We start from the raw sequence: 26,237 nt of genomic DNA on the forward strand, positions 1-26,237 counted from the left end.
GATAGAACTGCTTCAAGGATTTTGCGATGAACTCCCTGTCACCCCGCGCGGCCGTCGGCCTGTTCCTGATCGTCGTGCTGGCCTGGGGCGTGAACTGGTCGGTAACGAAGCAGCTGGTCCAGTTCCTCACGCCGCTGTGGACGTCAGCGATCCGGAGCTGGATCGCGCTGGCTGCATTATTCGTGATCCTAGGATTAAGCAAAAATCTGGTGATCCCGGAGCGGCGCGACATTCCTGTTGTCCTCAGCGTGGCACTGCTCCACATGACGGTGTTCTCGGTCCTTGTCGCGGCCGGCGTGCGCTTCCTGCCCGCGAGCAAGGCCATCGTGCTCGGCTACACCACGCCGCTCTGGGTCGCGATCGCCGCGCCCCTGCTCGGGAAGGACACGCTGACCGCGCCAAAGCTCGCCGGTGCCCTGCTCGGGCTGATCGGCCTTGCCGTGATCCTGAACCCGACATCGATCGACTGGACCAATAGCAACGTCGTGCTCGGCGCCGGCATGGTCGTCCTCGCCGCGATCTCCTGGGCGGCAAACATCATCTATATCCGCGCGCATCGCTGGATCGCCTCCCCGCTCCAGCTTCTGCTCTGGCAGCTGCTCGTCGCAACGATCCTGCTGTCGGTCAGCGCGCTCGTCGTCGATGGCCTGCCGCACGCGGAATGGTCGTGGAGGCTCGTGCTGCTGTTCCTGTATTCCGGCCTGATCGGGACGGCGCTGGCCTATTGGGCGATGTCGATGGTCAACAAGAGCATCTCGGCCCTGACCACGTCGCTCGGTACCACCGGGACGCCGCTCGTCGGCATCGCCAGCGCTGCGATCCTGCTGGGCGAGCCGATCGACATGAGCCTTGCTGTCGCAGCCGGACTGATCGTCGCCGGCATCGGCCTTGCGACGCTGGGCGACCGGCTGCTGCGCGGTCAGGCCACCGCGAGCGGCTGAACCCGCAAGCTTCCGCGCAAGCCCGCCGTGGTACCGAGCAGGATGCCGGCAACCGCAACGAACGAGCCCAGTGCGAGCGTCGAGACGCCCGTGAGCCCCTGCCCGATCGAGCAGCCGAACGCCATCACGCCGCCGATCCCCATCAGCGCCGCACCACTCGCCGAACGCAGCATGTGGCGCGGCGAGGAATAGCCTTCGAGATGGAAGCGGCCCGTTGCGAGCGCGGTGGCCAGACTGCCTGTGAGGACGCCGGCCACCGTCGCAATACCAAAATTCAACGTCAGGCCGGTCGAGAGCATGGCGTATTGCAGAGCATCGGCGATCGGCGCGACAAAGGTGAGCGAGGTCACCGGAACGGGATTGAAGTCGTCGGCACCGAGATAACCGGTGACGTACCAGCCACCCGCGACGAGAAGGCCGACGACAATTCCCGCCGCGATCTGGCCCGGCGAGCGACGGAAGGCCGGATGCGCGAAGGCAAACAGGATCAGCGCAACGACGACAACAGCAGCGGCCAGCGCGCGCGCGAGAGATTCGGCGAGACCGAGCGTTGCCAGCAGCGACGGCAGCGAATTCGCTTTGACCGCCGTTTGCGACGCTTGAACCAGAGCTATGCGCGCCGGCGCGATCAGGCCCTTGAGCGTCATCTGCGCAGCGATGGCGAGCACGATCACGACAACGAAGGACCGGAGATTGCCGCGGCCGAGCAGCACCAGCGCACGCGAGCCGCAACCGTTCGACAACACCATGCCGTAGCCGAACAGCAAGCCGCCAAGGAAGAGCACCGGCACCGAGAAGGTTGGTTGCAGGTAGATCGATTTTCCGAGATCAACGACACCGTTGCCGGCGAGGAATTGGCTGGCGGCGATCGCTACCGCAATCGCCAGCGCATAGGACCGCACCAGCCGGCCGTCACCCTCCGCCAGAAAGCCGCGCATGCTGCTCATCAGGCAGAAGCCGCTCAGCAAGCCGACGGAGCCGTAGATGAGGCCGATGATGAGGCCGGCCAAGATGACGAGTTGGGTGGACGATTCCATGATTACGGCTTCAGGATCACGCGATCCCGCGAGGAGCCCGCGACAGCGATATAAGCTTCCTTCGCGCGCTCGAGCGAATAGACCGCATTCGCCTTGATCGAGAACGGCTTCAAATAGCCGCTTGCAAAGCCAGGGCCGAGATCGCGCAGCACGGCGCCTGTTGCGGCCGAGGACAGGCCGAGCGTGTCGATACCGACATAGGTATGCTGCCCCCGGTAGAATTCGAGGATGTTGAACTGCACGATGCGATCGACCGCAGCGATCAGGATCTGGCGGCCGCGCAACGCCAGCGACTTGTGCGCGGCCTGGAAATAGGGATCGCCGACCGTGTTGAAGACGATGTCGACGCCCTTGCCGCCGGTCAATTCGCGCACGCGGGTGGCGACATCGGTCGCGGAAGCGTCGATCACCTCGATCGGCGCATTGCTGTGGCCCTCATAGGCCTCCGCCCTGCGCACCACGCCGATGACGTTGGCGCCCTGCCAGGTCGCGATCTGCACGGCGGCCTGGCCGACCTTGCCGTTGACGCCGAACACCAGAACGGTCTCACCGCTCTCTGGAATGCCGGCGCGGCGAAACCCCTCCATGGCCGTGACAAAGGGCACGCCGATGCCGGCGGCCTCTTCCCAGGACACAGTCGTCGGCTTCTCCACCACGGCATCGGCTTCGACAACGAGATGGCTTGCATGCGTGCCATCGCGACGGATGCCGAGATCGCCGGAGGAGCCGAACACTTCGCAGCCGATCGTGCCGGCGGGCCCATCGATCACCACGCCGGCGTAATCGCGACCGGGCGTGCGGGGAAATACGGCATAGGGCATCAGCCCGGTCGCGGCCTTGACGTCGGAGGGATTGACGGCGGCAGCCTTCACCTCGATCAGCAGATCGTTCGGCCCGCGCGTAAGGGTGTGACGCTCGACGTGAGGCTCAACCGCGGCGGCGTTTTCGGCCTTGGCATTGAGGCGCACGCAGCGCGCTTCGACGGTTCTACTATCAGCTGGTGACATGGAAAAGACCCGCGATTTCTCGCGGGCCTTGTCGCCCTTGGCGAGACCCAAGTCAACCTGCCTCCCCTCATCCTGAGGAGCCGCGCCAGCGGCGTCTCGAAGGATGCAGGCCCCCGCTGCTGCAGCCGGGCCTTCATGGTTCGAGACGCGCCTTCGGCGCTCCTCACCACGAGGATGACCGTCAGTCTTTCGGCCGTTTGTCGTAGAGGCGCTTGGCCTTGCCGAGCGAGCGCTCCAGCGTGGCAGGAGCGACGACCCGCACGTTTGAGCTAATGCCGATGGTGTTCTTGATGTGGGTCGAGATGCGGTCGGCATGGTCGACGAGCCCGCGGCCGTCCCAGCTCTCGGCCCGCGCCTCGGCGATGATGGTCAGCTCGTCCATGCGGCCTTCGCGGGTCAGCTCGAGGATGAAGTGGCCGCCGCACCAGTCGGTCGCGAGCAGCACCTCCTCGATCTGAGTCGGGAACAGATTGACGCCACGCAGGATGATCATGTCGTCCGAGCGGCCCGTCACCTTTTCCATCCGCCGCATGCCCGGCCGCGCCGTGCCCGGCAGCAACCGCGTCAGGTCGCGGGTGCGATAGCGGATCACCGGAAAGCCTTCCTTGGTGAGCGAGGTGAAGACCAGCTCACCCTTCTCACCGTCGGGCAGCACCGCGCCGGTCTCGGGGTCGATCACCTCGGGGTAAAAATGGTCCTCCCAGATGTGCAGGCCATCCTTGGTCTCGATGCATTCCTGCGCAACGCCGGGGCCGATCACCTCGGAGAGGCCATAGATGTCGGTCGCATCCATGTCGAAGGCATCCTCGATCTCGCTGCGCATCGCATTGGTCCAGGGCTCGGCGCCGAAGATGCCGACCTTGAGCGAGCATTGGCGCGGATCGAGCTTCTGGCGCTTGAACTCATCGAGGATCGCCAGCATGTAGCTCGGCGTCACCGTGATGATGTCGGGCCGGAAATCGTTGATGAGCTGCACCTGCCGCTCGGTCATACCGCCCGAGATCGGCACCACGGTGCAGCCGAGTTTTTCGGCGCCATAATGAACGCCGAGACCTCCGGTGAACAGACCATAGCCATAGGCATTATGGATGATCATGCCGGTGCGGCCGCCGGCGGCGCGGATCGAGCGCGCCATCACCTCCGACCAGGTATTGATGTCGGCTTGCGTGTAGCCCACCACGATCGGCTTGCCCGTCGTGCCGGACGACGCATGCACCCGCACGAGTTTTTCGCGCGGCACCGCGAACATATTGAAGGGATAATTGTCGCGCAAATCCGTCTTCACGGTGAACGGAAATCTCGCGAGATCGGACAGCGCGCGAAAGTCGGACGGATGCACACCGGCCTTGTCGAAGGCTTTGCGATAATGCGCGACGTTGTCGTAGGCGTGCTTCAGCGACCAGGCCAGCCGCTGCGTCTGCAACGCCATGATCTCGTCGCGCGACGCGCGCTCATGCGCATCCATCTCGGTCTTATAGGTGTGGCCGCCATCCTTCAGCTTCGTCGAAGCCATTCTCGTTTCCCCACATTGATTTTTTCTCTTTATTGGTCTTGCGCCGGCAGCCACGTGCCCGGAATGACACGCGAATGCCCGCGGAATTCAGCGATGACGGTGTCGCCTGCGGTGACGCGCACATCGTAGATGCCGGAGCGACCGCCGCGGGTGATCTCCCGCGCTTTCGCAACGAGGCGATCGCCGAGCTTGCCGGGCTTGATGAAAGTGATCTGGCCCTGCGCCGCGACAACGCGGTCGTTGTGCGAATTGCAGGCAAAAGCGAAGGCGGAATCGGCGAGCGTGAAGATGAAGCCGCCATGGGCGATGCGCTGGCCGTTGACCATGTCCGGCCGCACATTCATCGCGAGCGTCGCAAAGCCGGGGCCGACCTCGACGATCTCCATGCCGAGCCCCTTGGAGGCATCGTCTTCCGCCCACATCGCATCGGCGCAGGCGCGGGCAACATCGTCAGGCGATAGGGCGGCTTTGATGTTCACGCGCTTCTCCCGACGAGGCTCTTGCTCATGATGTTCTTCTGGTTGGCCCGCAGTGTCAAACGTGATCGTAATCGACCACGACCCGCCCCGATGATGGCTTCGCCTGGCAGGTCAGGACAAAACCGGCCTTCAGCTCCCAGGGCTCCAGCGAATAATTGATGTCCATCGGCGCCTCACCCTCGACCAGTTTTGCGCGACAGGTCGAGCACATGCCGCCCTTGCAGGCGAAGGGGAGATCCAGGCCCGCGCGCAGCGCGGCATCGAGGATCGCCTCGTCCTCGGCGACCGGCACGTCGCGGCGCTTGCCGTCGATGATCAGGGAGGCGATCGCCTTCGGCGGCGCATCGGGCGCGACGACTTTCTTCGGCCGCGGCTTGCCGCCGAATTCGGAGACGAAGCGCTCGACATGAAGACGCTCGTCCGCGATGCCGAGATCACGGCAGGTCGCCTCGATGTCCTCGCTCATGCCCGACGGACCGCAAATGAAGACGTGGTCGACGCTTTCGGCCGGCACCAGCGAGCGCAACAGCACCCTCACCTTGTCGCCGTCGAGCCGACCATGCAGGATCGGGATATCCTGCTCTTCGCCCGAGATGACATGGAAGATCGAGAGGCGATCGATGAACCGGTCTTTCAGCTCCTCGAGCGGCTCGAGGAACATGATGTTGTCGCTCGATCGGTTGCCATAGAACAGGAAGAAACGGCTGTTCGGCTCCCGCGCGAGGATGCCCTTGACGATCGACAGGACCGGCGTGATGCCGGAGCCGGCGGCAAAGCCGACATGGATGCGCCCGGCCTCCGCTGGCGGGACCACGCCGAAGCGGCCGGTCGGCGTCATCACGTCGAGCTCGTCACCGCGTTTCAGCTCGTCTGCAGCCCAACTCGAAAACGCGCCGCCATCCACCTTCTTTACGGCGATGCGAATCTCACCGTCGTCAGGCCCGGAACAGATCGAATAGGAGCGGCGCACTTCTTCGCCGTCGAGCATGGTGCGGAGCGTCAGGTACTGGCCGGGCGTGAAGGCATAATCGCCGGCGAGTTCGCGGGGGATCGCGAAAGTCATCGAAACCGCGTCGGACGCCTCGCGGCGGAGATCGCTGACGGCCAGGCGATGGAAGCGCGGTGCGGCTGCTGACATGATCAATGACACTTGAAGTAATCGAAGGGTTCGCGGCAGGCCTTGCAGCGCCACAGCGCCTTGCAGGAGGTCGAACCGAATTCGGACAACAGCTCGGTCTTGTCCGAGCCGCATTGCGGGCACGCGACGGCCTGCTCGCCGAACAGCGCGCGGCGTGAGTTCGAGGCTTGCGGCGGCGCGATGCCGTAGGCATGCAGCTTTTGGCGCCCCTCCTCGCTCATCCAGTCCGTCGTCCAGGCTGGCGAGAGTATGGTGCGGACCTTGGGATGGTGGAAACCAGCGCGCTCCAGCGCAACCTCGATTTCGAGCGCGATCATGTTCATGGCCGGGCAGCCCGAATAGGTCGGCGTGATTGCGACCTCGACATGATCGCCGTCGAGAACGACATCGCGCAGCACGCCGAGATCGGCAATGGTCAGCACCGGAATTTCGGGATCGACGACACCAGCCGCGGCATCCCAGGCACGCTGGCGCAGTTCGGTGTCGCTTTCGAGCGCGGTCACCATGTCAGCCCCGGGAGGGTACGCTGCATCGATTGCAGTTCGCTCAGGAGATGGCCGAGATGCTCGCTGTGCCGGCCGGCCCGGCCTCCCTGCTGCATCCAGTCGTTCTGCGGCAGCTCAAGTGTCGCTTCACCGACGACATCGGAGAGCGTCGTCAGCCAGCGGCCGCGCAAGGTCCCGGGATCGATGGCGATGCCGGCATGGATCAGGGCACGTTCACCTTCATCGACGGCAAACATCTCGCCGGTGAAGGCCCAGAGGTGATCAATCGCCGCCTGCGCGCGCTCGTGGCTTTCGTCAGTGCCGTCGCCGAGCCGGATAATCCACTCCGAGGCATGGCGCAGATGATAAGCGCTCTCCTTCTCCGACTTGGCGGCAATGGCCGCGAGCGTCGTGTCGCGCGAATTCATCATCGCGCGCCAGTAGAGATCGGCAAAGGCGGAATAGAAGAACTGCCGCACCAAGGTCTGGGCGAAGTCGCCGTTCGGCTGCTCCACCAGCAGCAGATTGCGGTACTGCCGGACATCGCGCAAATAAGCGAGCTTGTCCTCGTCGTTGTCCTTGCCTTCGGCCTTGGCGGCGTAGCTGTAGAGCTCGCGGGCCTGGCCGATGAGGTCGAGCGCGATGTTGGAGAGCGCCATGTCCTCTTCCATCATCGGCGCGTGTCCGCACCATTCCGACAGTCGATGGCCGAGGACCAACGCGTCGTCGGCGCGACGCAGCGCGTAGAGCACCAGCGGCGTCTCGGAAACCTGGATGTTGGCGGTCGCCATCACATGTGCCCCACTTCTTCGGGCACCTCGTAAAACGTCGGATGCCGATAGATCTTCGACTCTGCCGGCTCGAACATCATGCCCTTCTCGGCGGGATCGCTCGCGGTGATCGCGGTCGACGGTACGACCCAGATCGACAGGCCCTCGCCACGGCGGGTGTAGATGTCGCGGGCGGCTTGCAGCGCCATGGTGGCATCGCTGGCATGCAGCGATCCTACATGCTTGTGCGCGAGTCCGTTGCGGCTGCGAATGAAGACTTCCCACAGCGGCGTGTTCGGCGTGGCCATCGTGATCTCCCTATTCCGCGGCTTGTGCGGTGTGGCGCTGCGCGCGCTTGGCGGCATAGGCCGCTGCAGCCTCGCGCACCCAGGCACCCTCATCGTGAGACTTACGGCGCGCAGCCATGCGGTCGCGATTGCACGGGCCGTTGCCGGCCAGCACCTGCTTGAATTCGGTCCAGTCGATCTCGCTGTAGCGCCAATGGCCTTCCGCATCCTGCGCCATGCCGGGATCGGGAATGGCGAGGCCGAGATATTGCGCCTGCGGCACGCTGGCATCGACGAACTTCTGACGCAGTTCGTCATTGGAGAAGCGCTTGATCTTCCACTTCGTCGAGGTGTCGCTGTGCTGGCTCGTGGCATCCGGCGGGCCGAACATCATCAGCACCGGCCACCACCAGCGGTTCAACGCATCCTGCGCCATCGCCTTCTGCTCATCCGAGCCGCGGCATAGCGTCAGCATGATCTCGTAACCCTGGCGCTGGTGGAACGATTCCTCCTTGCAGACTCGGATCATCGCGCGCGCATAGGGACCATAGGAGCAGCGGCACAGCGGGATCTGGTTCATGATCGCGGCGCCGTCGACCAGCCAGCCGACGGTGCCGATATCGGCCCAGGTCAGCGTCGGATAGTTGAAGATCGAGGAATATTTGGCTTTGCCTGCGAGCATCGCGTCGACGAGCTCTTCGCGCGAGGTGCCGAGCGTCTCGGCGGCAGCATAGAGATACAGCCCGTGGCCGCACTCGTCCTGCACCTTGGCGAGCAGCGCGGCCTTTCGGCGTAGCGTCGGCGCGCGCGTGATCCAGTTGCCTTCGGGCAGCATACCGACGATTTCGGAATGAGCGTGCTGAGAGATCTGGCGGGTGAGCGTCTTGCGATAGGCTGCCGGCATCCAGTCGTTCGGCTCGATGCGCTCTTCGGCATCGATGCGAGCCTGGAATTGCGTAGCCTTAACAGCATCCTCAAGACCGCGATCGTCGGTCTCGGCCGTGTTCAGCGCCTGGGTGTACATGCGCATCCTCCCGTATTTATTGGGAGACAATATATAACAAGAATTACGTCATGCAAGATATTTCTGTAACATATAAATCAGGCCTCAAATCTCCTTTCCAGGAGCTTTCGCGCCGGCGGCAGCGCGCCCTTCTCATTGGTTCCATGGCCATCAAGCCATTGTTCCGACGGAGCAAGCAGCGCGCGATAGATCTCGCCGCAAAGCTCACGCGCCGCCCTGCCCGGCCAGTCGGCCGGCAGCAGGCTCTCGGGCAGCAGCGGATCGCGCAGCACGACGCGGCGGTAATAGTGGATCAGCAGGATGCGCGCGGTGAAGGCGTCGGCCTCGGACAGATCCGTGCCGCGGCCGATCGCGGCGCGGAGCGGCTCAAAGGTCTTCATGAATTTCAGATAGGCGTCCGCAGTGCGGTCCAGCGGCCAGCTCGCGCTGAGCAGGCGGCGGCCGCTGTCGTCTTCCGCAGAGACCTCGAGACGGATCGCGGCCGCAGCCTCGTCCGGCACCGGTACACCTGATGGCGCCACCCAGACGCCGGGAAGCGGACTGCCGAAGCCGGCGTTGCGCAGCGCCTCGCGCGAGGCGTCGCGATCCTCGCCATTGCCTATCAACAGCAGCTCGAAGCGCCCGGTCCAGTCGGATGGCGGCGGATCGTAGATGTGGCGCGTGGCGGCTTCGAAGGTCTGACTACCCTTGTCGGCGAGCCGATAAAAGCTGTTGCGACCGACCTTTTCGCGCGTCAACCAGCCGTCAGCGGCGAGCCGCGACATCGCAGTCCGAACTACGCCGCTGTCGATGGCGAGGCTTTCGAAGAATTCCAGCAGCGTGCCGAGCCACACCGACCCGCCGCGCGGCACGATGGCGTCGCCGAACACCGTGATGACAATGGAGCCGGTGCGCGATGGCTCGCGCTTGAGCTGGTCGATGATGCGGGAGAGCGGATGCGCCATGCGCGAGGCATAGCGCGTTTGGTGCGGGCGCGACAATGGACGGACGCGACGGTCTTACTCTCCCTCTCCCCGTTCTTACCGGGAGAGGGTCGCGGTGAGGGGCTTTCTCCGCAAACTCAGTAGCGGACGGACTCGCGGAGAGTCCCCCTCACCCGCACGCGGGGAGAGGCGAAGAAACTACCGGTGCGGGTCAGGATAGACCACGCTGCGCCAGCCGCTGCGGTCGAAGGGGCGCCACTGGCCTTCCTTCTGCGCGAGACGGTCGGCCACCGCATAGACCACTGCGGGATGGTGCCCCATGCCGCAATGGCTGCTCTCGACCTCGATGCTCTCGGTCTGCGCGCCCGACTTCTCCATGCAGCCCTGCCAGGCGCAAACGCCGTCGGTGCGGCTGAAGATTGCGGTGGTCGGCACCGGCGGCGGGACGGCGAGCTCACCGCCGAACTGCGGATCGACCTCGTCGGATTTCCGCCCGCTCGCCCATTCATAGACGCGCCAGGCATTGGTCGAATGGGGATCGCCGGCAAAGGGACTGCCGAGCGTGATCACCTGGCGCACCCGCTCCGGCATCATCTTGGCGAGCTGGCGCGCATAGAGGCCACCGAGGCTCCAGCCGACCAGGCTGATCTTGCGGCCGTGCGTGTCGCTGAGCTCCTCGACCAGATCGACCATCGCGTGCTGCACGCCCTCGCGCAGACCGTAATTGCGGCCCTGACGCCAGCCGCTCACCGCGTAGCCCTTGCTGGTCAGAAACGTACGCAGCGCGCGCGTGGACGCGTCGGAGGCGACCAGGCCCGGCAGCACCAGCACCGGTTGCCCATCGCCGCGCGGCGCGAGGCTCAGCAGCGGCAGCGCGCCGAGGAATGCGCCGAACTCGTGGATCGCGCGCCCTTCCAAAAACATCAGGGTACGGGACGGCGGACGCAGCGTCTGGGAAGTCACGGTCATCAATGGATCCCCTGGGAGGTGCCGGCTGCGATGCCGGCAAATGGGCATGAATTCCAATACGCCGGCTTCTTGAACGTTCCGCAGCGCAACATGAATCAGCTAGGCGGCCGGTTCCGGACATTCAAGCCGGAGAGAGACGGGGCGACAATAGGCCCGCGCGTTAATGCTAACGGGCGTGACGCAAAAGTCACAACAATCGGAGCAGGAATTCTACGGAGTACAGCGCAAGGCCAGCGAGGCCGCCGATCAGCGAACCGTTGAAGCGGATGTATTGCAGGTCGCGCCCGATGTTGATTTCGATCAGCGAAATCAACTGCGCCATGTCCCATGCCTTGACCTGATCGGAGATGAAGGTCGAGACGCCGCTCTTCTGGTCGGCGACGAAGCTGCGCAGTACCGCCACCAAGCCCTGGTTGATCTCGCCGCGTAGCTCGGCATCGCCGGCAAGCGCTTCGCCCGCTGCGACGCACATGCCAGCGAGATGATGCTGGAGCACCTGCGTCTCCCCGCTCGCACTGCGCTCGATGAAGGAGCGCGTGTTGGCCCAGACGGTGCGGGCGAGATCGGCAAGCTCGGGCCGCGCCAGGAGATCGCGCTTCAATCCGTCGATACGGTCGATATAGGCCTGGTCCGTGCCGAGCCGGTCGACGAAGCTCAGCACCATGCGGTCGAACTCGGCACGGAACGGATGCTTGGGATCGCTACGCACCTCATTGAAGAAGGCGGTAGCGGACGACACGATCTTGTTCACCAGAAACTTGTCGGCGCGATAGAGCCTGAGCAGGGTCGGCAACTCTGCGCGCACCTTCTCGCGGATTATCGCCATCGTCTCCGTCTGGTTCAGCGTCTCGTGCATCACGCGCAGGAGATCATCGAACAGGATCTGATGCCGCCCCTCCGCCACGAAACCGCGCAGCGTGCCGGCGGCAAGCGGCGCGAGATCGATCGCCTGGAGCTGCGAGGACATGCGGCGGACGATGAAGGTCATCAGGCCGGAGGTCTCGGTTGCGGACACAGCCTCCGGCAGCAGGCGCAATGCGAAGCGTGCGAGGTCGTCGCTGCGCTTGCGATCGCGCAGCCAGTCGGCAACGAACGAGCCGAAATCGATCTCCGTCAGCTTTGCCTCGACCGGGCCGGCCTCGAGGAAATGCACCTGGATGAATTCGCCGAGCTTGTCGGCGATGCGGGCCTGATTGCTCTGGATAATCGCGGTGTGCGGGATCGGCAGGCCGAGCGGCCGCTTGAACAGCGCGACCACGGCGTACCAGTCGGCGAGCCCGCCGATGGTCGCGGCTTCCGCGAAAGCCGCGATGAAGCCGAACACGGGATGCACGGGCAGCAGCCATTTCGCAACGACGAACAGCGCCAGCGTCGAGGCCAGCACCAGCGTCGCCATCGCCTTGACGCGGCGCAGCTCAGCCGCGCGTTCGGCGTCGCCAGGGGTGTCGAAGGAGAAGGTGGCGGGTGTAGTCATTGTAGATACTTAGCGCGTCGATCTTGGCGTGTCCCGGACGCGGTGCAGCGCGCAGCGGTGCTCCGCAGGGCCGGGACCCAGCATGGACCCCGGATCAGCAGTGCACCACACCGCAAGCGCGGCGCGCTGCACTGCATCCGGGGAAAGCAAGAAGAAAAAACAAAAGGCCCGCCGAAGCGGGCCTCAAATTCAGTTTGTCGTCTCAGGGCGCCAGATCAGGCGGTCTTGTTGTAGGCCTTGGCAAAGTTGTCCTGAGCGGACTTCGCACCGTTGGCGGCGAGCTTGCCGACATAGTCAGCGGTCGCCTTGGCGCGCGAGACGAAGGCTTCGCCGTGGGCGCGGAGCAGGCCCGACTGGATCTCGACGGCTTCGCTGAACGACTTGGCTGACGCGAGCTTGTCGATACCGGCGAAGAACGCCTGGGCGTCGTCATAGATCGCCTGCTGGATGTTGCGGCTGATCTTGCCGGCTTCGGTGACGGACTCGGTCACCGCGTTCTCGACGGCGGCGGTCACGCGCTCGGAGCCAGCGAACACCTCGGCAGCACGGTCCTTGGCGGTGTTGGCGGACTTCTTCACGAACTCGCGGGCAGCTTCGGGAACTTCCAGGTTCTGGATGTTCTTGAAAGCGTCCTTGAAGCCTTCGAAAGCGGTGTTGGTTTCGGTGGTCATGGGGTTCTCTCCATCCTCATTGTTTTGAGCTATGGGCTCACCCCGTCCGCATTGGCCCGGGGCACGGCTTATATGGCATAGTTAATGGTGCATCGCAACATCAATGGTGCAGTGCGATATCACGAATCCGTGAACAGCCTTAATGAGAGGCAATATGGCGCCTCCCTGGCCAGCCGAGCTCCCCGAGGGGCGGGGCGTCGCCCCTAGTGCTGGACGGCGTCTGGCAGCCCGTAGGCCTCCATCTGGGCCTGGACCTGCGCGATGTTGTGGCCGAGCACGACGATGTCGTGGGTCTTGCCCTCGACGTCCCGGACATGGTCGCGCAGCAGCGCCTCGGCCTTGAAACCGAGGCCCTCGAACAGCGCGATCGCGGCCTGCTGGTCGACCGTCATCTGGACCGAAAGCTTTTCCAGACCGGCGCCGAGCGCGAGAGCAAAAGTCTCCTGCGATAGTGCCCGCCCTACCCCCTTCCCGCGCACGTCGAGCGAGACCACCATGCGGATCTCACCGACATGGGGCGACCAGGAATGCGGGTCGCGCACCAGCGTGCCGCAGCCGACGACTTTAGCGTCCTTCATGGCAAGAAGGCTCGTGATCGCGCCGCGTTCGATCTCCTTGACCCAGGCCGACAGCACTTTTGGCTCGCTGATGTTACGCGGCAGGAAAAGGAGATCGTGAGGCGGCAGGCCCTTGCCGAAGGCGAGCACCGCGGCCTCGTCCGCGGGCGACATCATTCGGATCTCGATATCGCCGGCATCGGTCTTGATGTGACGCGGATAGGAACGCTGCTCGTTCATGTCGATCTTGTCCCCAACCAGGAGTCCAGTTTCGGCCACAGCCGCTTCACCGCATTGGCGCCGGCGACCAGCGAGACGTGACCGCCTTTCAGCATCACCTCTTCCTTGTCCTCCGAGCCGATCTTGGCGATCAGGTGCTTTGCGGCATCATACGGCACGATGTGATCGTGCTCGGCAACGGCGTGCAGGAATGGCACCTTGATGTCCTCGAGCTTCGCCGCGCGGCCGCCGACCGACATGGTGTCGTTGAACAGCTTGTTGTCCCACATCAGGTCTTTTGTGATGGTGCGGAAATATTCGCCCGCGAGCGGCAGCGTGTCGGTCGCCCAGCGGTCGAACATCCGGTACGACTTGACGAACTCGTCATTCCAGATGTTCTCCCACAGCTGGATCTGGCTCGCCGTGCGCGAGGCCGGGCGCAGCATCTCGAACGACGACAGGATCATCTCCGGCGGAACGTTGCCGACGCTGTCGACGAGACGGTCGACGTCGAAATAGCGGCGGTCGGAGAGATTGGAGAACAGCTTCATCTCGCGAAAATCGATCGGCGTGGTGAAGCAGATCAGATTCTTCATCGGCCCATCCTTGTGGATCGCGCCGTAGAGCAGCGACAGCACGCCGCCGAAGCAATAGCCGATGACGGAGACGTCCTGCTCGCCGGAATCGGCTTGCACGCGGCGGACGCAGTCCGGGATGAAGTCGAGGACATAGTCCTCCATCCGCAGGCTCTTCTCCTCCGGCCGCGGGGCGCTCCAATCAAGCATGTAGACGTCGTAGCCGCGCTTCAGCAGAAATTCGATGAAGCTCTGGCCGGGCACGAGATCGAGGATGTAGCCGCGGTTGGTGGTCGCCATCACGATCAAGACCGGCACGCGGTAGATCTCGTCCGACATCGGCCGGTAGTGGTAGAGGTTCATCGTGCCGCGCGAATGCAGCACGTCCTTCGGCGTCGATCCGAGCGTCGGACCGGAGGTGGAGAAATACTCGACGCCCTTGATGCTGCGCTGGATGGCGCGCTGCACCTCGGACTGGATGCGCTCCGGGATAGATGCGAAATCAAGTCCCGTCGGCGCATTCATTTTTGATCTCCGTTTTCGGAGGGCGGACGCTTCGTTCGCGGCGGCTTCGGCGCCCCGTCGAAACCTTGCGAGATGCCGGAACTTGCCGCCATCTGGCTCAGCATCGACTTCATCTCGCCGATCTGGGACTCGATGGATTGAAGCCGTTCCGCGAGGGCCGTCACCTGTTCCCGGCTCGGCAGGTTCATCGTGACGAGGTATTTCTCCATGAGTTCGCCGAGTTGCTTCTGAGCACCTGCAGCAACTCCTCCCGCACGGTTCACGACTTGCGAAAACTCGGGCGACGACATCGCCTGGTTGGCGAAGGAGTTGAACCCCTTCTCCATGTCCCCAACCATCTTCTGCCACATGGCGACGGGGTCGTTGATCTCATTGGTCATCGGCGTCCTCCTGATATCGAGAGCTGCGATGCCCTTCTTTTTTCGCCATACCACACCGTTGCGCGATGCCGGTCAACCGGCAGGTCGTTCGGTGCGGCGCACACGGCTTCTTTGCGGCGTGAAACCGTGCGATACAGGCTTAACCAGCAGCGAGGAAACGCATCCGTGACCGCTCATCAGCCGCCCCAGACCGTTCGCGCCAACGGCATCGACATCTGCTACGAGATTTTCGGCAACGACAATGCCGAGCCGTTGTTGCTGATCATGGGGCTCGGGGCCCAGATGATCCATTGGGACGATGCGTTCTGCGAGCAGCTCGCCGTGCACGGCTTTCGCGTGATCCGCTTCGACAATCGCGACATCGGCAAGTCGAGCCATCTCACCGGCGGCAAGCGCCTGACGCCGCTCGAACTGCTGAAGCTGCGCTTCCTTAGGATTCCCGTGGCCGCGACCTACAAGCTGATCGACATGGCGAAAGACACGGTCGCCCTGATGGATGCGCTCGGCATCAAGTCGGCGCATCTGGTCGGCGCTTCCATGGGCGGTATGATCGCGCAGGAGGCGACGCTGTCGTTCCCCGAGCGCGTACGCTCGCTCACCTCGATCATGTCGACGACGGGCAATCCGCGCGTGCCGCCGCCGACCCGCGAGGCCGCCGCGATGCTGATGGCGCCGCCGCCGCAGAGCAAGGAGGAGTTCATCGTCCGCTTCGGCCAGACCTGGAAGGTGCTGCGCGGCGGGTCGTTTCCGGAAGAGGAAGCGCTCGATCTCGATCGTGCCGAGCGCGTGTTCGCGCGCGGGCTCAATCCGGCCGGTGTTGGCCGGCAGCTCCGCGCCGTGCTCGCCTCCGGCAGCCGCAAGGAGCGGCTGCATGCCGTGACAACGCCGACGCTGGTGATCCATGGCACGGTCGATCCGCTGGTCCGTCCCGAGGGCGGCAAGGACACGGCCGAGTCTATTCCGGGCGCAAAGCTGTTGATGATCGACGGCATGGGCCACGCGCTGCCGATGCGCTTCTGGCCGGAGATCATCCGCGCCATCGACAAGCATGCGCACGGCGCAGCGGCGCAGGCGGCGTAGATCGACGACCCGGTGTCTTGGCAGTGACCATGTGAGCTACCGGTTACTCTCTTAACGGAGGCCGGCGCGAGAGCTATACAGGCTTTTCCCAATCGCAAGACAGAGGCTGCGGCCTCTCGGAGTTCACATGCATCTCATCATCCGGTCCGTCGCAATGATCGCCGTTTCAGTTTTTATGCTGTCCCTCGGGACCGGTGCCGCGATGGCCGGCAGCGCTCGAGAAGAAGCCAACCGCACCGCCGTACTTGCCTTCTACGAGAAGGGCCTCAATCAGAAGGACGTTGACGCAGCCCTCGCCTATGTCGGCGACCGCTACGTCCAGCACAATCCCAACGCCGCCGACGGCCCGGACGGCTTCCGGAAGTTCATCGGCTTCCTGCGCGAGAAATTCCCGAACTCGCATAGCGAGATCAAGCGCAGCTTCGTGGACGGCGACTACGTCATCCTCCACGTTCACGCGGTTCGCGAGCCCGGCACCAGGGGCAATGCGATCGTCGACATCTTCAAGCTGGAGAACGGCAAGATCGTCGAGCATTGGGACGTCGTGCAGCCGATCCCGGAAAATCCGGCGAACAACAACACGATGTTCTAGCTCTTCTTCGCCATCCAGATCACATGGCGCGCGCCGCCGCCTCGTCCGGTGGCGCGGATGTTGACTTCGTTGACGTCGAAGCCGGCACGCCCGAGGCGCTTGGTGAAGGCGGGGCTTGGTCCCGACGACCAGACGGCGAGCACGCCGCCCGGCCGCAGCGCCGTCTTCGCCGCCGTCAACCCGCTCGCACTGTAAAGTGCGTCATTGCCCTTCCGGGTCAGCCCTTCCGGTCCATTGTCAACGTCGAGGAGAATGGCATCGAAGGCAGTGCGCTTCGCGCGGATGATTTCGCCAACGTCGGTTTCCCGGATTTTCACCCTGACATCATCGAGGCTATCGCCAAAAACTTCCGCCATAGGGCCTCGTGCCCATACAACCACCGCCGGCACGAGCTCGGAGACCACGATCTTCGCCTTGCTCCCGAGCACGGTGAGCGCCGCCCGTAGGGTAAAGCCCATGCCGAGGCCACCGATGAGGACGACGGGCTTTGCAACCTTCTCGATCTGCTTCGCCGCCAGCGTCGCGAGCGCGGCCTCGGAACCCGAGAGACGATTGTTCATCAGCTCGTTGGTGCCGAGCTTGATGGAGAACTCCTTGCCCCGTCGCATCAGGCGGAGCTCTTCGTCGGAGCCGGGGATTTTGGCGGTGTCGATTTTTTCCCAGGGAATCATGGGAGTGCTTTAGCACGATCGGACGAACAATCACCCACCCGCCCAGACGTCCAGCACATAGCGGTTCTGCGCGCCCATCTCCTCGATCCAGCGCGCAGACGTGGCGGCGTCGCTGCCGCTCTTCTCGCGGTGGATCGCGATGAGCGCTGCCTTCACATCGGGCTCCATCTTGCTGCCGTCGCCGCAGACATAGATGATCGCGCCTTGCTCGATCAGCGGCCAGACCTTGTCCTTCTGTGCGGCCAGGACATGCTGCACATAAGTCTTCGGCCCGTCTGCGCGCGAGAACGCAGTGAAAAGCTCGGTGATGCCGCTTGCCGCCAGTGTCTTCAATTCATCTGCGTAGAGAAAATCCTGGTCGGGATGGCGGCAGCCGAAGAACAACATGGCCGGGCCGAGGCTGGCGCCCTTCGCCTTGCGCGCGGCGCGCTCCTGGAGGAAGCCACGGAAGGGTGCAAGCCCCGTGCCCGGTCCGATCATGATAACAGGCACGGACGGATCATCCGGAAGCCGGAAGCCGGCCTTGGTCTCGCGGACGGTGGCGTAGATCGCATCGCCTGCACGGCGATTGGCGAGATAGTTCGAGCAGATCCCCTTATAAGTACCGCGCCCGGAGGCGGCGGGACCTTCGACCACGCCGACCGTAATGCTGCAACGCGCTGGATCGACCGACGGCGAGGACGAGATCGAGTAATAGCGCGGCGCCAGCAGCGAGAGCATTTCCAGATAGACGTGAAACGGCAATTCGCAGGCCGGATGCTCGAGCAGCAGGTCGAACACCGATTTGCGCCTCGCCAGAATCCCGGAGCGGTAACGCTCGAGCGGCTCCGCCTCCTCGCCGACAAAGGCCAGCAGCTTTGGCTTGGTGACCGGGCAACGCGTGTGCTCAGCCATGATCTGGATCTGCTTCCGTGTCGCCACCTGCTGCAACTCGACGAACTCGCTGAGCAGGCGGCCGACCGACACGGAATCGCCGACCGGCAATTGCGCCCGGCGGCCTTCCGCGACCTGAAGCCTGATCTGGTCGGCCGGCAGGAAGCCGAAGCGGCGGGCAACCGAATCCACCAGCGTCGGATCATTGCGCGGGACGACGCTTAAGTGATCGCCGACGCGGTAGCTGACGTTGGACGGCAGCTGCACCTCGATGTGGCGCGTCGAGCGCTCGGACGGATTGGAGCCGGTCTTGTTCTGAAGCTCGTCATTGACCTGCACCTTCATCGCGACAGCACCGCCTTGGGCGACGATGGTGTTGACGGCGGTTACTGCCACCGGCTCGATCGCGTAGAGCGGATCGTCCTCCGCCGTGCGGGTAAAGTTCCAGTCGATGCCGAATTCCTTGGTCGCGACCTGAGCGGCGGCCGGGAACCATTTTTGGAACTGGCCGTCGAGATCGCTGCGCGCATCGCCCTCGCCGCGCGGATAGATTGCGCGTGCACCGTGCGCCGTCAATTTCTCGTCGATGAAGCGTGGCACCGATTGATAGGTCGCCGCCCAGTCGCTGTTGCCGCAGCCGAACACGGCGTAGCGCACATTGGCGAAGGCATCCTTCGGCAGATCGTCGCCGAGCCATTTGAAGAACTGCGTCGCATTATCCGGCGGCGCGCCGTTATAGGAGGCGCAGATGATCAGCACGCCGCCCTCCTGCGGCAGCTTGCCGACGTAGTCGTCGAGCGGGCCGAGATGCACGGCAAAGCCGTTGATCTCCGCGAGATCGGCCATGCGCGTCGCAAGCTCCTCGGCCGTGCCGAGATTGGAGCCGTACAGCACCAGCATCGGCGTGTTATGGCCGGGCCGCGTGGTCGGTTGGCGCGGCGCTTTCGGTCCCGAAGCCGCCGTCGTGATGGGCCCGCCATAGGCACCGCGCTCGCGATCGGCGCGCGGGCGCACCTTGATCTTGAAGCCTTCCGGCTTCATCGTCAGGGTTTCCTTCAAATGCATCTGATAGCGCTGATGGTCGATCAGCTTGAAGCGCTGGAGGACCATGCCGAGCGCGAGCGCGGCCTCGTGCATGGCGAAGCCGCGGCCGATGCAGGCGCGCTGGCCGTTGCCGAACGGCTTCCAGGCATTGACCGGCCGTTTTGCCTCAGCCTCGCGGCTGAAATTCTCGGGATCGAAAGCATCCGGGTTCGGCCCCCAGACGCTGGGATCGCGATGCAGCGCCGTCACCAGAATGGTGGTGAACGTGCCCTTGCGGAGCTTGTATTTTCCGCCGCCGATGGTCTCGTCGTTCAGCGGCGAGATGCCATAGGCCGGCGCGGGCGGCCACAGCCGCAGCGACTCCTTCAAAATCTGCGTGATGTAGGTGAGCTGCGTCACCTGTTGATAGGTCGGACGCGCCTCGACATTGGGACCGAGGACGCGATCGACCTCGTCATAGGCCTTCTTGAGAATGTCTGGATGCTTGAGCAGCGCATAGATCGTGCACGACAACAGGCCGCTGGTGGTCTCGTGGCCGGCGATCAGGAACGTGTTGATCTGGTAGCGGATGTTGACGTCGTCGAGCTGCTCGCCGGTCGAGCGGTCGACGCCGGTCATCATTGCGGCCAGCATGTCCTTCTTGTCGTCGATTCCCTCCGCGTTCTTGCGGCGCTCGGCAATGATCTCGTCGACCATCTTGTTCATGAAGGCGACGTCTTCGCCCATGGTCTTGCGCCGCTTCTGCATCCATAGCTGCTCGAACGGCAGGCCGCGCGTCATCATGATGGTTTCGAGCGAGCGCACCAGCGACTCGACGAAAGGATGGTAGTCGCGCCGGTAGAACGAGTTGAAACGGTATTCGAAGCCGCACAGGCCGATCGTATCAAGCGTCAGCGCAGTCATGTCGTGGACGACGTCGATCTCGTCGTCGGCGTTGAGCCGCTCCCATTTGCTGACGAGCTGCTCGGCGATATCGACCATGCTCGGGTGATAGGACTGCATGGCGCGATTGCCGAACGGCTGGATCAGGATGTTGTGCGCCTTGCTCCAGTTCGGCTCGCGGGTGTCGGCCGTGAACAGGCCGTCACCGCCGACCGCGCGCACGCGCCGCAGCGCGCCGCGTACCGCCTTGTCGAAGCGCTTCTCGTCGGAGAGCTCGTCAACGAGATCGTGGCCGGAGACGACGACGATCGGCGAGCCCATCATGTCGAGCCAGAAGATCGGGCCGAGCTCCTTGGCAAGCCGCGTCAGATGCTGCACGGGCGCAGCCGAGTCCAGCGACAGCATATTGCCGACCACCGGCTTGGTTGGCGGTTGCGGGATCGGGTCCAGACGGTTCTTCGATGACATTAAAAGTGCTTCCCCTGCCTCGGTCTTCAACGCCGTCGTTGCGAACTAGCCAAACCGCCTTCTACGCCATTCGATCAGCTTGGCGCTGACCTCCTCCGGCTTCTCCTGCTGCGTCCAATGGCCGCTGTCCTTCACCAGATATTTTTCGAGGTCGCCGACCAGCTTCTCCATGCCGTCCGCCGCCGACGGCGGCAGCACGGCATCGTTCTCGGCCATGATCATCAATGACGGTACGTGCACGTGATGATCGAGCCCCTTCGACCGTTCCCAATTGCGCGTAAAATTGCGATACCAGTTGATGCCGCCGGTGAAGCCGGTCTTCGTGAAGGTGTCGACGAACACCTTCTTCTCATCGGCTGTCAGGATCGGCGTGCGCGGATCGTGTTTCGCATCGTAGCCCGCAATCATCTGCGGAAAGGCGAGATTGGTTTTCGATGAGGCACCAACGCCCGCGATCGGCGGCTCGGCGGGTTTCGCCTCTGGCCGCGCCAGCGGCTTGCGCATGAACGCATCAAACGTCTGCTCGACGCGGCTGCCGAAAATCCTGTCCGGCTCGCGCGCGGGATCCTGGAACTGGACGATATACATCTGGTCGCCGAAGCGCTGGCGAAACAGCGCAATGGGATCGATCGGTGCGCGGTCCCAATGCGGGGTGTTGACGCCGACAACACCAGCAACGCGCGTGGGATGCCGCAGCGGCATCTGCCAGACGACGAAGCCGCCCCAGTCGTGGCCGACGAAGATCGCCTTGTCGATGTCGAGATGATCGAGCAGCCCGACGAGATCGCCGGTCAAATGCTCCATGTCGCAGGCCTCGACCGGCTCGGGCCGGTCCGAGGCGCCATAGCCGCGCTGATCCGGCGCGATCACGCGGATGCCGGCCTCGCTCAGCGCCTTGATCTGGTGGCGCCACGAGAAGGCAAGCTCAGGCCAACCATGGCAGAGCACCATAGGCGGGGCGTCCGTGACCGGGCCCGCCTCGTAATAGCCCATGCGGATTCCGTTCGTCTGCGCGAACTTGAGCGGCGGCATTTCAATCATCACGACTTCCCTATTCCGCGGCGCCTCTGATGTCGGCCGCCGGCGGCGCATAGGCCGCCTCGAGTGCGGCAAACTCCTCCGGCAGCATGTCGCTCATCACCTGCACATGCGGAATGATGTTGGCGCCGACGATGAAGCCGAAATCGAGCTGGTCGCGATAGCTCTGCACGGTGATGTTGAGCGCCTGTCCATGCGTCGAGATCGACACCGGGAAGATGTGCAACAACTCGGCGCCCGCGGCGTAGAGCGTTTGCCGCGGCCCCGGCACGTTGGAGACCGTGATGTTGGCGGCCGGCGGCAACACGTCCGAGAGGTTCGAGCGGCTGTAGACCAGCGCCAGAACCTGCAACATCATCGGCGCGCCCAGCATGGAGATGTTCGATATCTGCGGCATCAGGGCCCGCAGCGGATGCGACATCTCCTTGGATTTGGTCGATTGCGCGATAATGGCTTCCAGCCGCGCCTTGGGATCCTCGATGTTGGTCGCGATCGAACAGATCATGCCGAACACCTGGTTGTTGGCCTCGGTGTTGCCCTCTTCGCGCAAGGAGATCGGCACGGCCGCGGTTAACGATTTCGCCGGCAGCGTGGAATATTGCTGGAGGTAGCGCCGGACTACGCCAGAGGCAAGCGCCAGCACGACGTCGTTGAGCTTGCCGCCGGCCTGCTTGGCCAGCGCCTTGGATCTCGACAACGAGATCGAGACGCCGGCGAAGCTGCGCTCTGACGAGATCGATTTGTTGAGCATGGTCGGCGGCGACACCATGCTGGCAAGGCTTTCTCGCGACTTCGGATCGGAGATCTTGCCAAGCACCTCGGAGACACTCTTGACCATGGTCGGGATGTTGCCGGCAAAGCGTACCGCGCTCTCGATCTGGTACATCGCGTTGTCGAACAGGATCGAGCCGATGTCGCTCTTGCCGGTGCGCGGCAGTTGCAGATTCTTCGCGGCCGCCGATGCATCGAGCGGCTGGGTGATGAGCTGCTGATAGGAGTCGAGCAGGTTCGCTGCGATGTCGCGCGGCTCCTGTCCGGGCTTGGCTCCTGCCGTCGGCGGGTCGACCTGCCGCGGGACCGGCGAGATGTCGTAGATCATGTTGGTCAGCGCCGCACCGGCGCCGCCGTCAATTGCGGCGTGATGCATCTTGGAATAAAGCCCGACCTCGTTGTCCTTCATGCCCTCGAACACGTAGAACTCCCAGAGCGGGCGGGCGCGATTCAACAGCTTGGCGTGCATCCAGCCGACGATGCGCTCGAGCGTGGCGCGGTCGCGCGGCTGCGGCAGGCTGGCGCGGAAGATATGGCGATCGATGTCGAACTGATCGTCCTCGACCCAGGAGGGATGATCGATGTCGAGCGGCGCCTTCTCCAATCGCGCCTTCAGGATCGGCGCGATGTGCAGGCGCGAGACGATCATTGCCTTGAAGTCTTCGAAGAAGTCGCCCTTGTAGTCGTCAGGCAAGCGAAAGATCGCCATGCTGCCGACATGCATCGGCATCTCCGGCGTTTCCAGATAGAGAAATGATGCGTCCAGCGACGACAGCTTCTTACCGTCAGCCATAGTTCCCTCCCGAGAGTCTTGACGGGCGCCTTCAGGCGCTTCTCGTCAGGCCGATACTGCCCGCTCCGGCGGGGCATATGCAATGGCAAACGGGCCCGCCCGGTCGAATGGCCAGAACTCCCCCTCCGGTTGCGCCAGGCGGTCCGCCACGGCCCACAGCGCCGCGGGGTTCACACCGAGCCCGATATGGCTCGCCAGATGCACCTCGATATTCTCGGCGCGATCGGAGAGGCGCTGCAGACAGGTCCGCCAGTTCACGACACCGTCGGCGCGCGAATAGATCGACGTCGCCGGCACCGGTAGATCGCCGGCGATCGCCTCGCGTGCTTCCGCAAAATCCTCGACCCGCTCGCCGGACAGCGCCTCGTAGAGCCGCGTAGCGTTGGTCGCCCGCACGTCGTTGGCAAAAGGACTGCCAAGCGTGACGACATAACGGACCATCTCGGGCGCCTGGAGCGCGAGATCGCGGGCGTAGACGCCGCCAAGGCTCCACCCGACCAGGCTGACCTTGCGCCCCGTCGCGGCATGGATCTCGGTGAGACGGGCGAGCAAGGCTTCCCGCATCCGCCCGAGCCCGCCGAGATTGCGGCCCATCCGCCAGGCATGCGCCTCATAGCCGAGCTCGCCGAGATAACGCCGCATCGGCGCCATCGAGAGATCACTGGCAAGAAAGCCCGGCAGCGCCAGCACCGGATGGCCGTCGCCTTTGGGCGCACGCATCAAGACCGGCGACAGCAGCAAGCTCGCATTGAACTCCAGAAGTCCGCGGGCTTCGGCGAGCAGCAAACCAAGGCCCGGCGGACGAAGCCGGCCTGAATCCCGCGGCCCATCCGGCCCGGACGGCATTATTTCTTCTTGTCGCTGCTGCGAGAGCCGCCGAGACCCGCCATGGTGACGAACATGTCCTGAAAGCGCTCGGCGATCTTCGGATCGAAGGTGAACCAGCTCTGCATCAGCGATTCCGGCGAGACCTTGTCGATGTTGGACATCATCTGCTGCTGCAGCTTGTCCATCACGGCGTTCTGCATCGGCATCACGTCGGGCAGTCCGAAGAACTGGCGGGCTTCGAGGGGGGTGCAGTCGATTTCGATATTAACTTTCATGTCCCCTCCGGACGAGATTCGAGCGGCCTGCCGCAGTATCGCCGCGACACGGTGTGCAACGCAAGCGACCCGAGGCGGGCGACGGGCGCCAGCTTCCGCAATCGGCGGATATGGTCAATCAAATCGGCCTGTCCGCTTTTATTCCCCGGGCCGGTCGAAAGTTGAATATCGCCCGCTGACCTTCCGCCCCCAAATTGTTGGTCAGCATTGCTGCACAGCGGTGCAACTTGGCGCGTTCCTTGCTGGAAAGGCGCTTGCACGGGTCGAGAACTCTGGGCAACATGGATCGATCGGCCCCGCCGAACAATCAAAAATGACGGCGCGGGCGAGTGGAGAGGGTCAAGAATGTTAGTTGGACGAAGTCTGTTTGCGGCGACGCTCGCCGGTATGCTGGCGTTGGCAACCACGCCGGCGTCGAGCCAGACGCTGCGCTACGCCAACCAGGGTGAGCTGAAATCGCTCGACCCTTACACGTTGAACGAGTCGACCACCAGCGCGCATCTCGGCCATGTCTATGAGGGCCTGGTCGCCCGCGGCAAGGACCTGAAGATCATCCCGGCACTGGCCGAAAGCTGGGAGACGCCGGAGCCGACCCGCTGGCGCTTTCACCTGCGCAAGGACGTGAAATTCCACAACGGCGACCCCTTCACTGCGGACGATGTGGTGTTCTCGGCCGAGCGCGTGCGGGCGAAAGGTTCCAATTTCCAGAGCCGCGTTCCCGCCGATGCCAAGGCCGTCAAGATCGACGATTACACCGTCGATTTCATCCTGACCTCGCCCAACCCCATCCTGACGGCGCTGTGGGCGACCTGGTACATCATGGACAAGAAATGGGCAGAGGCGAACGATGCGGTGGCACCGACGCCGGCAGCCGCAACGACCCCGAGCTATGCCTCGCTCCATGAAAACGGCACCGGCCCCTTCATGATCGAGAGCCATCAGCCTGGCGTGAAGACCGTCTACAAAGCGTACCCGGGTTGGTGGAGGAAGCCGGAGCATAATCTCAAGGAGATCGTCTTCACGCCGATCGCAAACCCGGCCACGCGTGTCGCGGCGCTGTTATCGGGCGAGGTCGACGTGATCGAGCCGGTTCCGGTCCAGGACATCGAGCGCGTTAAAGCAAGCTCCAACGCCACGGTGCTGACGGGACCTGAGCTCCGCACCATCTTCGTCGGCATGGATCAGGCGCGCGACGAGCTCCTGTATTCCAACATCAAGGGCAAGAACCCGTTCAAGGACGTTCGCGTCCGCGAAGCCGTCTACCGGGCGATCGACGTCGACCTGATCAAGAACCGCGTCATGCGCGGACTGTCCACGCCTTCCGCATTAATGGTCGCACCAGAGATCTTTGCCTCGAAGGATTCCATCCGGCCGAAGTTCGATCCCGACGCCGCCAAGAAGCTTCTGGCAGACGCCGGTTATGCGGACGGCTTCGAAGTGACGATGGACTGCCCGAACGATCGTTACGTCAATGACGCAGCCATCTGCCAGGCGATCGTCGGCATGCTCGCCCGCATCAACATCAAGGTGGACCTGTTGGCGCAACCGAAGGCCCAGTATTTCGCCAAGGTGCTCAAGCCCGGCGGCTACAAGACTTCGCTGTACATGCTGGGCTGGACCCCGGATACGCTCGATTCCCAGAATGTGCTGCACGACATCATGGGCTGCCGGGACGATCCCAAGGATCCCAACCGCGGTGAGGCCAATCTCGCAGGCTATTGCAACAGGCAGTTCGACGAGCTCGCCGACAAGGTGCTCGTGGAAGCCGACCCGGCCAAGCGCGATCTCCTGATCAAGCAGGCTTTCGAGGTCTCGATGAAGGACTGGGCCTATGTCCCGCTGCACCAGCAGGCGCTTGCCTGGGGCGTGTCGAAGAAGGTGAAGCTGACCCAGCGTGCGGACAACATGGTCATGCTCTACTGGGCGACCAAGCAAGAAGAGTAGGTGT

The 26,237-nt window shown here is 63.7% G+C and carries 26 protein-coding genes; 4 read left to right on the forward strand and 22 right to left on the reverse strand.

Translation table 11 applies throughout. The features are described 5' to 3' along the window. Positions 1-26 precede the first annotated feature (26 nt). Positions 27-941, forward strand: a complete 915-nt coding sequence (locus BMW89_RS08215) for a DMT family transporter (protein ID WP_092024394.1) — start codon at positions 27-29, stop codon at positions 939-941. Here the strand turns inward: BMW89_RS08215 and BMW89_RS08220 are convergent. From BMW89_RS08220 to BMW89_RS08295, 16 genes are all read right to left on the reverse strand, one after another. Continuing rightward, positions 920-1,978 (reverse strand): YeeE/YedE family protein, encoded by a 1,059-nt coding sequence (locus tag BMW89_RS08220; RefSeq protein WP_092024395.1) that lies wholly within the window; start codon positions 1,976-1,978, stop codon positions 920-922. The two genes, BMW89_RS08215 and BMW89_RS08220, sit on opposite strands and share 22 nt — an antisense overlap. A 2-nt stretch (positions 1,979-1,980) precedes the next feature. After that, positions 1,981-2,985, reverse strand: coding sequence for a quinone oxidoreductase family protein (locus BMW89_RS08225; protein ID WP_092024722.1), 1,005 nt, complete (start codon positions 2,983-2,985; stop codon positions 1,981-1,983). A 181-nt stretch (positions 2,986-3,166) separates the two neighbouring features. Then, positions 3,167-4,498, reverse strand: a complete 1,332-nt coding sequence (paaK, locus tag BMW89_RS08230; protein WP_177195904.1) for a phenylacetate--CoA ligase PaaK — start codon at positions 4,496-4,498, stop codon at positions 3,167-3,169. A gap of 29 nt (positions 4,499-4,527) precedes the next feature. Continuing rightward, the gene (gene paaI / locus BMW89_RS08235; RefSeq protein ID WP_092024397.1) at positions 4,528-4,977 is read right to left on the reverse strand and encodes a hydroxyphenylacetyl-CoA thioesterase PaaI; all 450 of its coding nucleotides are present in this window, start codon (positions 4,975-4,977) and stop codon (positions 4,528-4,530) included. Positions 4,978-5,032: 55 nt separating this feature from the next. Then, entirely contained in the window at positions 5,033-6,115 is a 1,083-nt protein-coding gene (gene paaE / locus BMW89_RS08240) for a 1,2-phenylacetyl-CoA epoxidase subunit PaaE (protein WP_177195905.1), read from the reverse strand. Positions 6,116-6,117: 2 nt separating this feature from the next. Next, the gene (paaD, locus tag BMW89_RS08245) at positions 6,118-6,621 is read right to left on the reverse strand and encodes a 1,2-phenylacetyl-CoA epoxidase subunit PaaD (protein WP_092024399.1); all 504 of its coding nucleotides are present in this window, start codon (positions 6,619-6,621) and stop codon (positions 6,118-6,120) included. Beyond that, positions 6,615-7,391, reverse strand: a complete 777-nt coding sequence (gene paaC / locus BMW89_RS08250) for a 1,2-phenylacetyl-CoA epoxidase subunit PaaC (protein WP_177195906.1) — start codon at positions 7,389-7,391, stop codon at positions 6,615-6,617. The genes paaD and paaC overlap by 7 nt, the downstream gene beginning before the upstream one ends. Further along, on the reverse strand, positions 7,391-7,678 hold the full coding sequence (gene paaB, locus BMW89_RS08255) for a 1,2-phenylacetyl-CoA epoxidase subunit PaaB (RefSeq protein WP_008136594.1): 288 nt from the start codon (positions 7,676-7,678) through the stop codon (positions 7,391-7,393). The genes paaC and paaB overlap by 1 nt, the downstream gene beginning before the upstream one ends. A 10-nt stretch (positions 7,679-7,688) precedes the next feature. Continuing rightward, complete coding sequence (gene paaA, locus BMW89_RS08260) at positions 7,689-8,681, reverse strand: 1,2-phenylacetyl-CoA epoxidase subunit PaaA (protein WP_177195907.1); 993 nt, start codon at positions 8,679-8,681, stop codon at positions 7,689-7,691. Positions 8,682-8,758: 77 nt separating this feature from the next. Further along, complete coding sequence (gene paaX, locus BMW89_RS08265; RefSeq protein ID WP_092024402.1) at positions 8,759-9,625, reverse strand: phenylacetic acid degradation operon negative regulatory protein PaaX; 867 nt, start codon at positions 9,623-9,625, stop codon at positions 8,759-8,761. A gap of 177 nt (positions 9,626-9,802) precedes the next feature. Further along, on the reverse strand, positions 9,803-10,573 hold the full coding sequence (locus BMW89_RS08270) for an esterase/lipase family protein (protein WP_092024403.1): 771 nt from the start codon (positions 10,571-10,573) through the stop codon (positions 9,803-9,805). 187 nt (positions 10,574-10,760) lie between these two features. Next, the gene (locus BMW89_RS08275; protein ID WP_092024404.1) at positions 10,761-12,047 is read right to left on the reverse strand and encodes a DUF445 domain-containing protein; all 1,287 of its coding nucleotides are present in this window, start codon (positions 12,045-12,047) and stop codon (positions 10,761-10,763) included. 215 nt (positions 12,048-12,262) lie between these two features. Then, complete coding sequence (locus tag BMW89_RS08280; protein WP_092024405.1) at positions 12,263-12,718, reverse strand: phasin; 456 nt, start codon at positions 12,716-12,718, stop codon at positions 12,263-12,265. Positions 12,719-12,921: 203 nt separating this feature from the next. After that, complete coding sequence (locus tag BMW89_RS08285; protein ID WP_177195908.1) at positions 12,922-13,515, reverse strand: GNAT family N-acetyltransferase; 594 nt, start codon at positions 13,513-13,515, stop codon at positions 12,922-12,924. After that, the gene (locus BMW89_RS08290) at positions 13,512-14,594 is read right to left on the reverse strand and encodes a PHA/PHB synthase family protein (RefSeq protein ID WP_092024407.1); all 1,083 of its coding nucleotides are present in this window, start codon (positions 14,592-14,594) and stop codon (positions 13,512-13,514) included. The genes BMW89_RS08285 and BMW89_RS08290 overlap by 4 nt, the downstream gene beginning before the upstream one ends. After that, positions 14,591-14,974 (reverse strand): hypothetical protein, encoded by a 384-nt coding sequence (locus BMW89_RS08295; RefSeq protein WP_092024408.1) that lies wholly within the window; start codon positions 14,972-14,974, stop codon positions 14,591-14,593. The genes BMW89_RS08290 and BMW89_RS08295 overlap by 4 nt, the downstream gene beginning before the upstream one ends. Before the next feature lie 165 nt (positions 14,975-15,139). Between BMW89_RS08295 and BMW89_RS08300 the strand changes: the two genes are divergently transcribed. Both BMW89_RS08300 and BMW89_RS08305 read left to right on the forward strand, forming a co-directional pair. Further along, positions 15,140-16,054: an alpha/beta fold hydrolase gene (locus BMW89_RS08300; protein ID WP_092024410.1), complete on the forward strand. Its 915-nt coding sequence runs from the start codon at positions 15,140-15,142 to the stop codon at positions 16,052-16,054. A 127-nt stretch (positions 16,055-16,181) separates the two neighbouring features. Next, positions 16,182-16,646, forward strand: coding sequence for a nuclear transport factor 2 family protein (locus BMW89_RS08305; protein WP_092024412.1), 465 nt, complete (start codon positions 16,182-16,184; stop codon positions 16,644-16,646). Here the strand turns inward: BMW89_RS08305 and BMW89_RS08310 are convergent. Genes BMW89_RS08310 through BMW89_RS08335 form a run of 6 tightly spaced genes read right to left on the reverse strand, consistent with a single transcriptional unit; the run spans position 16,643 to position 24,289 of the window. Continuing rightward, the gene (locus tag BMW89_RS08310) at positions 16,643-17,317 is read right to left on the reverse strand and encodes a spermine/spermidine synthase domain-containing protein (protein ID WP_092024414.1); all 675 of its coding nucleotides are present in this window, start codon (positions 17,315-17,317) and stop codon (positions 16,643-16,645) included. The two genes, BMW89_RS08305 and BMW89_RS08310, sit on opposite strands and share 4 nt — an antisense overlap. A 30-nt stretch (positions 17,318-17,347) precedes the next feature. Continuing rightward, positions 17,348-20,584: a bifunctional cytochrome P450/NADPH--P450 reductase gene (locus tag BMW89_RS08315; protein WP_092024416.1), complete on the reverse strand. Its 3,237-nt coding sequence runs from the start codon at positions 20,582-20,584 to the stop codon at positions 17,348-17,350. A gap of 45 nt (positions 20,585-20,629) precedes the next feature. Then, positions 20,630-21,625, reverse strand: coding sequence for an alpha/beta fold hydrolase (locus tag BMW89_RS08320; protein WP_177195909.1), 996 nt, complete (start codon positions 21,623-21,625; stop codon positions 20,630-20,632). Positions 21,626-21,635: 10 nt separating this feature from the next. After that, positions 21,636-23,186 (reverse strand): wax ester/triacylglycerol synthase domain-containing protein, encoded by a 1,551-nt coding sequence (locus BMW89_RS08325; protein ID WP_092024420.1) that lies wholly within the window; start codon positions 23,184-23,186, stop codon positions 21,636-21,638. Positions 23,187-23,231: 45 nt separating this feature from the next. Continuing rightward, a complete protein-coding gene (locus tag BMW89_RS08330; protein WP_092024422.1) occupies positions 23,232-24,032 on the reverse strand; it encodes a lipase family protein in 801 nt (266 codons plus the stop codon). Continuing rightward, positions 24,032-24,289, reverse strand: a complete 258-nt coding sequence (locus tag BMW89_RS08335; protein ID WP_092024424.1) for a DUF6489 family protein — start codon at positions 24,287-24,289, stop codon at positions 24,032-24,034. The genes BMW89_RS08330 and BMW89_RS08335 overlap by 1 nt, the downstream gene beginning before the upstream one ends. Positions 24,290-24,634: 345 nt before the next feature. On the opposite strand from BMW89_RS08335, the gene BMW89_RS08340 reads away from it, so the two are divergent. After that, positions 24,635-26,233, forward strand: a complete 1,599-nt coding sequence (locus BMW89_RS08340; RefSeq protein WP_092024426.1) for an ABC transporter substrate-binding protein — start codon at positions 24,635-24,637, stop codon at positions 26,231-26,233. The last annotated feature ends 4 nt before the right edge of the window (positions 26,234-26,237 follow it).

The organism is Bradyrhizobium sp. OK095, from assembly GCF_900109945.1.
GTDB lineage: Bacteria > Pseudomonadota > Alphaproteobacteria > Rhizobiales > Xanthobacteraceae > Bradyrhizobium.

Excerpts from the sequence above, each read along its gene's own strand:
- BMW89_RS08215 (WP_092024394.1), top strand. The coding sequence starts at position 27 with ATGAACTCCCTGTCACCCCGCGCGGCCGTCGGCCTGTTCCTGATCGTC.
- BMW89_RS08220 (WP_092024395.1), bottom strand. The coding sequence starts at position 1,978 with ATGGAATCGTCCACCCAACTCGTCATCTTGGCCGGCCTCATCATCGGC.
- BMW89_RS08225 (WP_092024722.1), bottom strand. The coding sequence starts at position 2,985 with ATGTCACCAGCTGATAGTAGAACCGTCGAAGCGCGCTGCGTGCGCCTC.
- paaK (WP_177195904.1), bottom strand. The coding sequence starts at position 4,498 with ATGGCTTCGACGAAGCTGAAGGATGGCGGCCACACCTATAAGACCGAG.
- paaE (WP_177195905.1), bottom strand. The coding sequence starts at position 6,115 with ATGTCAGCAGCCGCACCGCGCTTCCATCGCCTGGCCGTCAGCGATCTC.
- paaD (WP_092024399.1), bottom strand. The coding sequence starts at position 6,621 with ATGGTGACCGCGCTCGAAAGCGACACCGAACTGCGCCAGCGTGCCTGG.
- paaC (WP_177195906.1), bottom strand. The coding sequence starts at position 7,391 with ATGGCGACCGCCAACATCCAGGTTTCCGAGACGCCGCTGGTGCTCTAC.
- paaB (WP_008136594.1), bottom strand. The coding sequence starts at position 7,678 with ATGGCCACGCCGAACACGCCGCTGTGGGAAGTCTTCATTCGCAGCCGC.
- paaA (WP_177195907.1), bottom strand. The coding sequence starts at position 8,681 with ATGTACACCCAGGCGCTGAACACGGCCGAGACCGACGATCGCGGTCTT.
- paaX (WP_092024402.1), bottom strand. The coding sequence starts at position 9,625 with ATGGCGCATCCGCTCTCCCGCATCATCGACCAGCTCAAGCGCGAGCCA.
- BMW89_RS08270 (WP_092024403.1), bottom strand. The coding sequence starts at position 10,573 with ATGACCGTGACTTCCCAGACGCTGCGTCCGCCGTCCCGTACCCTGATG.
- BMW89_RS08275 (WP_092024404.1), bottom strand. The coding sequence starts at position 12,047 with ATGACTACACCCGCCACCTTCTCCTTCGACACCCCTGGCGACGCCGAA.
- BMW89_RS08280 (WP_092024405.1), bottom strand. The coding sequence starts at position 12,718 with ATGACCACCGAAACCAACACCGCTTTCGAAGGCTTCAAGGACGCTTTC.
- BMW89_RS08285 (WP_177195908.1), bottom strand. The coding sequence starts at position 13,515 with ATGAACGAGCAGCGTTCCTATCCGCGTCACATCAAGACCGATGCCGGC.
- BMW89_RS08290 (WP_092024407.1), bottom strand. The coding sequence starts at position 14,594 with ATGAATGCGCCGACGGGACTTGATTTCGCATCTATCCCGGAGCGCATC.
- BMW89_RS08295 (WP_092024408.1), bottom strand. The coding sequence starts at position 14,974 with ATGACCAATGAGATCAACGACCCCGTCGCCATGTGGCAGAAGATGGTT.
- BMW89_RS08305 (WP_092024412.1), top strand. The coding sequence starts at position 16,182 with ATGCATCTCATCATCCGGTCCGTCGCAATGATCGCCGTTTCAGTTTTT.
- BMW89_RS08310 (WP_092024414.1), bottom strand. The coding sequence starts at position 17,317 with ATGATTCCCTGGGAAAAAATCGACACCGCCAAAATCCCCGGCTCCGAC.
- BMW89_RS08315 (WP_092024416.1), bottom strand. The coding sequence starts at position 20,584 with ATGTCATCGAAGAACCGTCTGGACCCGATCCCGCAACCGCCAACCAAG.
- BMW89_RS08320 (WP_177195909.1), bottom strand. The coding sequence starts at position 21,625 with ATGATTGAAATGCCGCCGCTCAAGTTCGCGCAGACGAACGGAATCCGC.
- BMW89_RS08325 (WP_092024420.1), bottom strand. The coding sequence starts at position 23,186 with ATGGCTGACGGTAAGAAGCTGTCGTCGCTGGACGCATCATTTCTCTAT.
- BMW89_RS08330 (WP_092024422.1), bottom strand. The coding sequence starts at position 24,032 with ATGCCGTCCGGGCCGGATGGGCCGCGGGATTCAGGCCGGCTTCGTCCG.
- BMW89_RS08335 (WP_092024424.1), bottom strand. The coding sequence starts at position 24,289 with ATGAAAGTTAATATCGAAATCGACTGCACCCCCCTCGAAGCCCGCCAG.
- BMW89_RS08340 (WP_092024426.1), top strand. The coding sequence starts at position 24,635 with ATGTTAGTTGGACGAAGTCTGTTTGCGGCGACGCTCGCCGGTATGCTG.